Genomic DNA, 6600 nt, shown 5'->3' on the forward strand with positions numbered 1-6600 from the left:
GCATGCGGGTGGCAAAACCCAAGCGATAACTAAACGCTGCGCACAGCCACCACGGCGTTGTGTCCGCCGAAGCCGAACGAGTTGCTCAGGGCCACGATGTTGCCGGCCGGCAGGTCCCGGGCGGAGGTGACCACGTCGAGCGGGATCTCCGGGTCCTGGTTCTCGAGGTTGATCGTGACCGGCGCTTTCCGGTCGTACACGGCCAGCACCGTGAGCACAGCCTCGACGGCACCGGAGGCGCCCAGGAGGTGGCCCATCTGGGACTTCGTGGCGGAAACCGCAACGTTGTCGATGTGGTTGCCGAGTGCGGCGCGGAGCGCGGTGTACTCCGGCTTGTCTCCGACGGGGGTGGACGTGGCGTGGGCGTTGACGTGGACCACGTCCTCGGCCTGGATGCGGCCGTCGAACATGGCCGCCTTGAGTGCGCGGGTAGCGCCCAGGCCTTCCGGGTCCGGGGCAGTGATGTGGTAGGCGTCCGCCGTCACGGAGGTGCCGGCCAGTTCACCGTAGATCCGGGCACCGCGGGCCAGGGCGTGTTCCTCGGCTTCGAGGACCAGCGCACCGGCGCCTTCACCCATCACAAAGCCGTCGCGGCCGAGGTCGTACGGGCGGGAGGCGCCCTGCGGGTCGTCATTGCGGCGTGACAGGGCCTGCATGGAGGCGAACGCCGCCAGGGGCATGGGGTGGATGGCTGCTTCGGCGCCACCGCACATCACAACGTCTGCCTTGCCCGAGCGGATCAGGTCCAGGCCCAGGTGCAGGGCCTCGGTGCCGGAGGCGCAGGCGGAAACCGGAGTGTGGGCACCGGCGCGGGCGCCGAGGTCCAGGCTCACGGCCGCGGCAACGCCGTTGGGCATCAGCATGGGAACGGTCATGGGGAGGACGCGGCGGGGGCCCTTTTCCTTCAGCGTGTCCCAGGCATCCAGCAGGGTCCAGACTCCGCCGATGCCGGTGGCGAAGGCAACAGCCAGCCGGTCCTTGTCGAACTCGGTGATGCCGGAGTCGGCCCAGGCCTCACGGGCGGCGATGACGCCGAACTGTGTGGAAGGGTCCATCCGCTTGGCTTCGACGCGGCTGAGTACGTCAGTGGCGGGGGTGCTGCACCGGGCAGCGAAGTGGACGGGAAGCTCGTACTTGGCAACCCAGTCGTCCTCCAAAGTGCGGGCACCGGAGACCCCCTTGAGCGCGTTGTTCCACATCGTGGGTACATCGCCGCCAATGGGCGTGGTGGCACCCAGACCGGTAATGACTACTTTGCGTGTCATGGGATCACTCTCTGTCGGTGGGAATCCGGCTCCGGCTTTCCGGAGGGTCCCGCGTATAGATGGTCGGCATCCTTCATCAGGAGAAAGGTGCCGGAAAAATGCGGCGGGGCGTCCGTCCGGCGGGGCCGGCCCCCGCGGCCCCCCACGCGCTCAAAAGCGGCAGGGGGGCCTGGAGACGTGTTGGGGCGCTCAATGAGTGCTGGCCACCGCCGCGCCGCGGGGCGTGTGTTCCTGTTCTGCTGCGCTCCCGCCGCGCGGTCTTCTCCCCTCGCTCCGTCTGTGTGCGCTGTGGAGGGGCCCACCGCGGTGCGACCCCGCGCGCAGGGCGGGGGTCACTCCCCGCCAGTCGATATCAGCTTTTCGGGCGTCTGCGCGCCCCCTACAGGGGGGGATCCACCCCGTTCCGAGTCACGGGGGGGGCCGAGTGAAGGGTGCGACGCTTCCTACAAAGAGAAAAAGGGGAAGAAAAGGGGGGGGGGGCGCGCCGGCGCCGCCTCGGCCGCCCGCCCCCCCGCCATGCCGATAAACGGCGAAGCGTTGACTAGGCCTGTGCTCCGGCAATGAAGCTGACGGCGTCACCGACGGTCTTGAGGTTCTTGACCTCTTCGTCCGGAATGCGCACGCCGAACTTTTCCTCGGCGTTGACCACGATGGTCATCATGGAGATGGAGTCGATGTCCAGGTCCTCGGTGAAGGACTTGTCCAGCTCGACGGCCTCGGGGGCCAGGCCGGTTTCTTCGTTGACGATTTCAGCCAGTCCGGCCAGGATCTCTTCGTTGCTAGCCATTGATGGCTCCTTTTCTTGAATTGCCGGCAGGGCTGCCGGAAATGGTTCAGGACGCGGTTGCGGCCTGTTGGGGGCGTTTCTAGGGAAGGACAACTACCTGGGCGCCGAAGACCAGCCCGGCGCCGAAGCCGATCTGGAGGGCCAGCCCCCCGCTGAGCTCCGGCTTTTCCGCGAGCAGGCGGTGGGTGGCCAACGGGATGGACGCTGCTGAGGTGTTCCCCGCATCGGCGATGTCCCGTGCCACTGTAACCGTCTCGGGCAGCTTGAGCTTCTTCACCATCTCGTCGATGATGCGCATGTTGGCCTGATGGGGGATAAAAGCCACGAGGTCTTCGGCCTGCACGCCGGCGGCTTCGAGGGCCTGCTGGGCCACCTTCGCCATTTCCCATACAGCCCAGCGGAATACTGTCTGGCCGTCCTGCCGCAGGGTGGGGTAGAGCTCCTGTGCTTCTTCGAGCAAGGCAAGGTCCCCGGTGGAGTCTGACTGCCGGGCAGCCATGCCGAGGTCGCGGACATCGAGCATGGAACGGGTCATCCCGATGGCATCCCATTTGCTGCCGTCGGATCCCCAGACTGAGGGTGCGATTCCGGGAGTCTCGGAGGGGCCGATGACGACGGCGCCGGCCCCGTCCCCGAGCAGGAAGGAGATGGTGCGTTCCCGGTTGTCGATGACGTCCGACAGCTTCTCTGCGCCAACCACCAGGACGTACTTAGCGGTACCTGAACGGACGAGGGCGTCGCCCTGGGCTATCCCGTAGCAGTAGCCTGCGCAGGCTGCGGAGATGTCAAAGGCAGGCGCAGGCGTGGCACCCAGGCGGTCAGCCAGGCTGGCGGCGGCCGACGGCGTCGCGTAGGGGTGCGTGACCGTGGAGACAATGACAGCGCCGAGGTCCGACGCTTCAATCCCGGCCTTTTCCATGGCTTCGCGGGCAGCGCCCTCGGCCATGTCGATCACGCTGACGTCAGCTGAGGCGCGGTGGCGGGTCACGATTCCGGTCCGCTGGCGGATCCATTCATCGGATGAATCAATCCACTGGCAGACGTCCTCATTGGTGACGATGACGTCCGGCCGGTAGGCGCCGATTCCGAGGATCCGCGTGTGTTCCTGAATGGGTGCCTGTTTCAGCGGGGGAACGCTCATGCGTTGCCCTCCAGTTCTGCGAAGAGCGCCAGGGCGGCGGAAAGGTCATCGGGGGTCTTGACCGCAACGGTCTTGACGCCGGGCATGCCGCGCTTGGCGAGGCCGGCAAGGGTCCCGGCAGGAGCAAGTTCGATGACGCCGGTGACACCGCGCTGGACCATATTTTCCATGCACAGGTCCCAGCGGACCGGGCGGGAGACCTGGGCGATGAGGCTGTCGACGGCGGCAGGGCCGTCGGTGACTTCCCCGCCGTCGTAATTGGACAGCAGCGGCACCTTCGGTGCCTGCGGCCTCAGCGCCGGCCCCAGAGCCTTAAGGGCGCTGACCGCAGGTGACATGTGGCTGGTGTGGAACGCGCCGGCCACCTTCAGCGGGATGACGCGCGCCTTCGTGGGCGGGTTGTCGGCAAGGGCCTTCAGCTGTTCGAAAGTTCCTGCAGCTACGGTCTGGCCTGCACCGTTGACGTTTGCAGGGGTGGCCCCGGCTGCTTCGATGGCGGCCAGCACCTCGGCCGGGTCGCCGCCCACGACGGCGCTCATGCCGGTAGGCGTAACGGACGCGGCCGCAGCCATGCTGTTGGCACGCTCGCGGACGAAGGTCATGGCTTCCTGCTCCGTCAGGACGCCGGAAAGGGCGGAAGCGGTGATTTCCCCCACGGAGTGGCCGGCGAGAACTACCGGCAGGGAGCTGAGCTCGACGTCGAAGAGGGAAGCCGCGGCTACCAGCCCGGCTGCAACAATCAGGGGCTGCGCCACGGCAGTGTCCTTGATGGTTTCTTCGTCGGAGGTGGTCCCATGGGCGATCAGGTCAATGCCTGCGATGTCGCTCAGGGAGGCCAGCTGGCCTGCCACCGGGGGCAGTTCAAGCCAGGGGGCCAGAAAACCCGGGGTTTGTGAGCCCTGTCCAGGGCAGACTATTGCAAGCACGTAACCAGCTTTCCAAATTACTGTGTGATCCAGCGGTGTTTGTCCGCACCAAGCTCACGGGGTCAGATTGTAGGAAGTCTACAACGCCTCAGGGCTGGTTTCGCGCCGGGTGACGCTCGACGGCGGCTTTGGGCGGGGCGGAAAGGCGGCCCACCACAAGCGCTGCCTGGAGGACAAAAGCCTCTCTGGGGAGGAGCGGATCCCAGCCCGTAACGTCGCAAACCCGCTTTAGCCGGTACCTGACGGTGTTGGCGTGGACAAAGAGTTCGCGGGCCGTTGCCTCGAGGGAATGGCCGAGTTCCAGGTACGTTCCAAGGGTTTCCACCAGCCCGTTGGACGCCGCCAGGAGCGGGCGGTAAATGTTCTTGATCAGAGAGCGGCGGGCGGCGTCATCGCCCGAGATCACGCGCTCAGGCAGCAGGTCATCCGCGGCAACAGGCCGGGGCGCGGACGGCCAGGCCCTGGCCGCCGTCAGGCCGGCGAAGGCGGATTGCGCCGAACTGCTGGCCTCCAGCAGCGAGCCTGCTTCGGCCCCGTACACCACGGGGCCCGGAGCGAACATGTCGCTGAGCTTCACGTAGGCGGTTTCCCGGTCCGAAACGCCGCCCAGGATCAGGATCAGGCGATCGCCCTGGATGCCCACGAGGGCGTCCTCGGCGTAGCGGCCTGCCATCCGCCGGAGTTCGCTGACGTAGCTGGCGCTAGGTTCGGAGGGGGAGTTGCCCACCATCACGGTGAACCGTTCCTGCGCCTTCCAGCCCAGGGCTGCGATCCTGGAGCGCAAAGCATCAGTGTTTTCGCCGCGAAGGATGGCATCGACGATCAGCGCCTCCAGGCGGGTGTCCCAGGAGCCGCGGGATTCGGCGGCCCGCGCATAGACGTCTGCGGCGGCGAACGCCACCTCGCGGGAGTAGCGGAGGACGGCCTCGCGAAGGGACGGCTGGTCAGCCTCCGGGGCGATGACCGGTACCTGGTCTTCCACCACCTCCACCACGATCCGGATCAGCTGCAGCGCTTTTTGCAGGCTGATGGACCGGGTGAGTTCCGTAGGAGCTGTCCCGAAGACGTCGGTGAGGATCCAGGACGGAGAGCTCGGGCGTTCATACCAGGTCACAAATGCTGCGATGCCGTTCTGCGCCACCATGCCGAGGGCTGAGCGTTCATCCGAGCTGAGCCGGCTGTACCAGGGCAGGGATTTTTCCAGCTCCCGCATGGTGGTGGTGGACAGCTGGCCCACATTTGCCCGCAGCTTTTTGAGGGTTTCGGACTTCTCCGGCGTGACCCTCGGCGTGGATGGTTTGCGCTTCGCGGACGGGGCGGCTGGTGCTGGCATTCTTTGAGCATACGGCCACTGCCCGGCAAGCTCCATTTGTGCAAAGGCTACAATCCCGTCGGTTGTGCGTCACACAGGGCTCCCGCCGTACAACAGACGACGGCGGCCCCCGCCTTTCGGTGGGAGCCGCCATCGTCAGCACTTCGCGGGATCGCCGCGGGTTACCTGTCAGTCCTAGGACTCGCCTCCGGCGTTGCCGGTGGAGCCTGCGTTGACGTTGTGCAGCCGGTACTTGTCGATTGCCTTGGCAGGTGCCTGCTGGTCAACCTCGCCGCGCCGGGCCAGCATCTCCAGTGACCGGACCACGATGGAGTGGACATCGATCTTGAAGAAGCGGCGCGCTGCAGCGCGCGTGTCGGAGAAGCCGAAGCCGTCGGCACCCAGGGTGGCGAATTCGTTCGGGACGAACTGCCGGATCTGGTCCGGGACGGCCTTCATGTAGTCCGACACTGCGACGACGGGGCCGGTGGCTCCTTCGAGCTGCCGGGTGACGAAGGGGACGCGGGCGGGTTCGCCGGGGTTGAGGAAGGCTTCCTCTTCGGCGGCGAGGCCGTCGCGGCGCAGTTCGTTCCAGGAGGTGACGGACCAGACGTCTGCGGAGACGCCCCAGTCATCGGCCAGGAGCTGCTGGGCCTCCAGCGCCCACGGCACCGACACACCAGAGGCGAGGATCTGGGTCCGGGGACCGTCGATCTTTGCCGGGGCGAGCAGGTAGATGCCCTTGATGACACCCTCGACGTCCAGTTCCTCCGGCTCGGCCGGCTGGCTGATGGGCTCGTTGTACACCGTGAGGTAGTACATGAGGTTCCGGTCTTCCGAATCCGGGCCGTACATCCGTTCCAGGCCGTCGCGGATGATGTGGCCCATTTCGTAGCCGTAGGCGGGGTCGTAGGTGACTACTGCGGGGTTGGTGGAGGCGAGCAGGGGGGAGTGGCCGTCGGCGTGCTGGAGGCCTTCGCCGGTGAGGGTGGTCCGTCCGGCGGTGGCGCCGATGATGAAGCCGCGGGTCATTTGGTCCGCGGCGGCCCAGAAGGCGTCGCCGGTGCGCTGGAAGCCGAACATGGAGTAGAACACGTAGACCGGGACCAGGGGCACGCCGTGGGTGGCGTAGGCGGTTCCGGCGGCGGTGAACGCTGCCACGGCGCCGG

General features: G+C 66.8%; 6 protein-coding genes. All 6 read right to left on the minus strand.

Annotated features, from left to right (window positions below):
- Positions 1-29: 29 nt before the first annotated feature.
- Positions 30-1265, minus strand: coding sequence for a beta-ketoacyl-[acyl-carrier-protein] synthase family protein (locus M8J71_RS16520; protein WP_256248846.1), 1236 nt, complete (start codon positions 1263-1265; stop codon positions 30-32).
- 541 nt (positions 1266-1806) lie between these two features.
- Positions 1807-2052: an acyl carrier protein gene (locus M8J71_RS16525; RefSeq protein ID WP_009359314.1), complete on the minus strand. Its 246-nt coding sequence runs from the start codon at positions 2050-2052 to the stop codon at positions 1807-1809.
- A 79-nt stretch (positions 2053-2131) separates the two neighbouring features.
- The gene (locus M8J71_RS16530) at positions 2132-3193 is read right to left on the minus strand and encodes a beta-ketoacyl-ACP synthase III (protein WP_256248847.1); all 1062 of its coding nucleotides are present in this window, start codon (positions 3191-3193) and stop codon (positions 2132-2134) included.
- Positions 3190-4119: an ACP S-malonyltransferase gene (locus tag M8J71_RS16535; RefSeq protein ID WP_256248848.1), complete on the minus strand. Its 930-nt coding sequence runs from the start codon at positions 4117-4119 to the stop codon at positions 3190-3192. The genes M8J71_RS16530 and M8J71_RS16535 overlap by 4 nt, the downstream gene beginning before the upstream one ends.
- 88 nt (positions 4120-4207) lie before the next feature.
- Positions 4208-5452 (minus strand): PucR family transcriptional regulator, encoded by a 1245-nt coding sequence (locus tag M8J71_RS16540; RefSeq protein WP_163162709.1) that lies wholly within the window; start codon positions 5450-5452, stop codon positions 4208-4210.
- Between the two features lie 174 nt (positions 5453-5626).
- A partial coding sequence (locus tag M8J71_RS16545) for a transketolase-like TK C-terminal-containing protein (RefSeq protein WP_441338913.1) occupies positions 5627-6600 on the minus strand: 974 nt, incomplete at its 5' end.

Source organism: Pseudarthrobacter sp. R1 (assembly GCF_024494415.1).
Classification (GTDB): Bacteria; Actinomycetota; Actinomycetes; order Actinomycetales; family Micrococcaceae; genus Arthrobacter.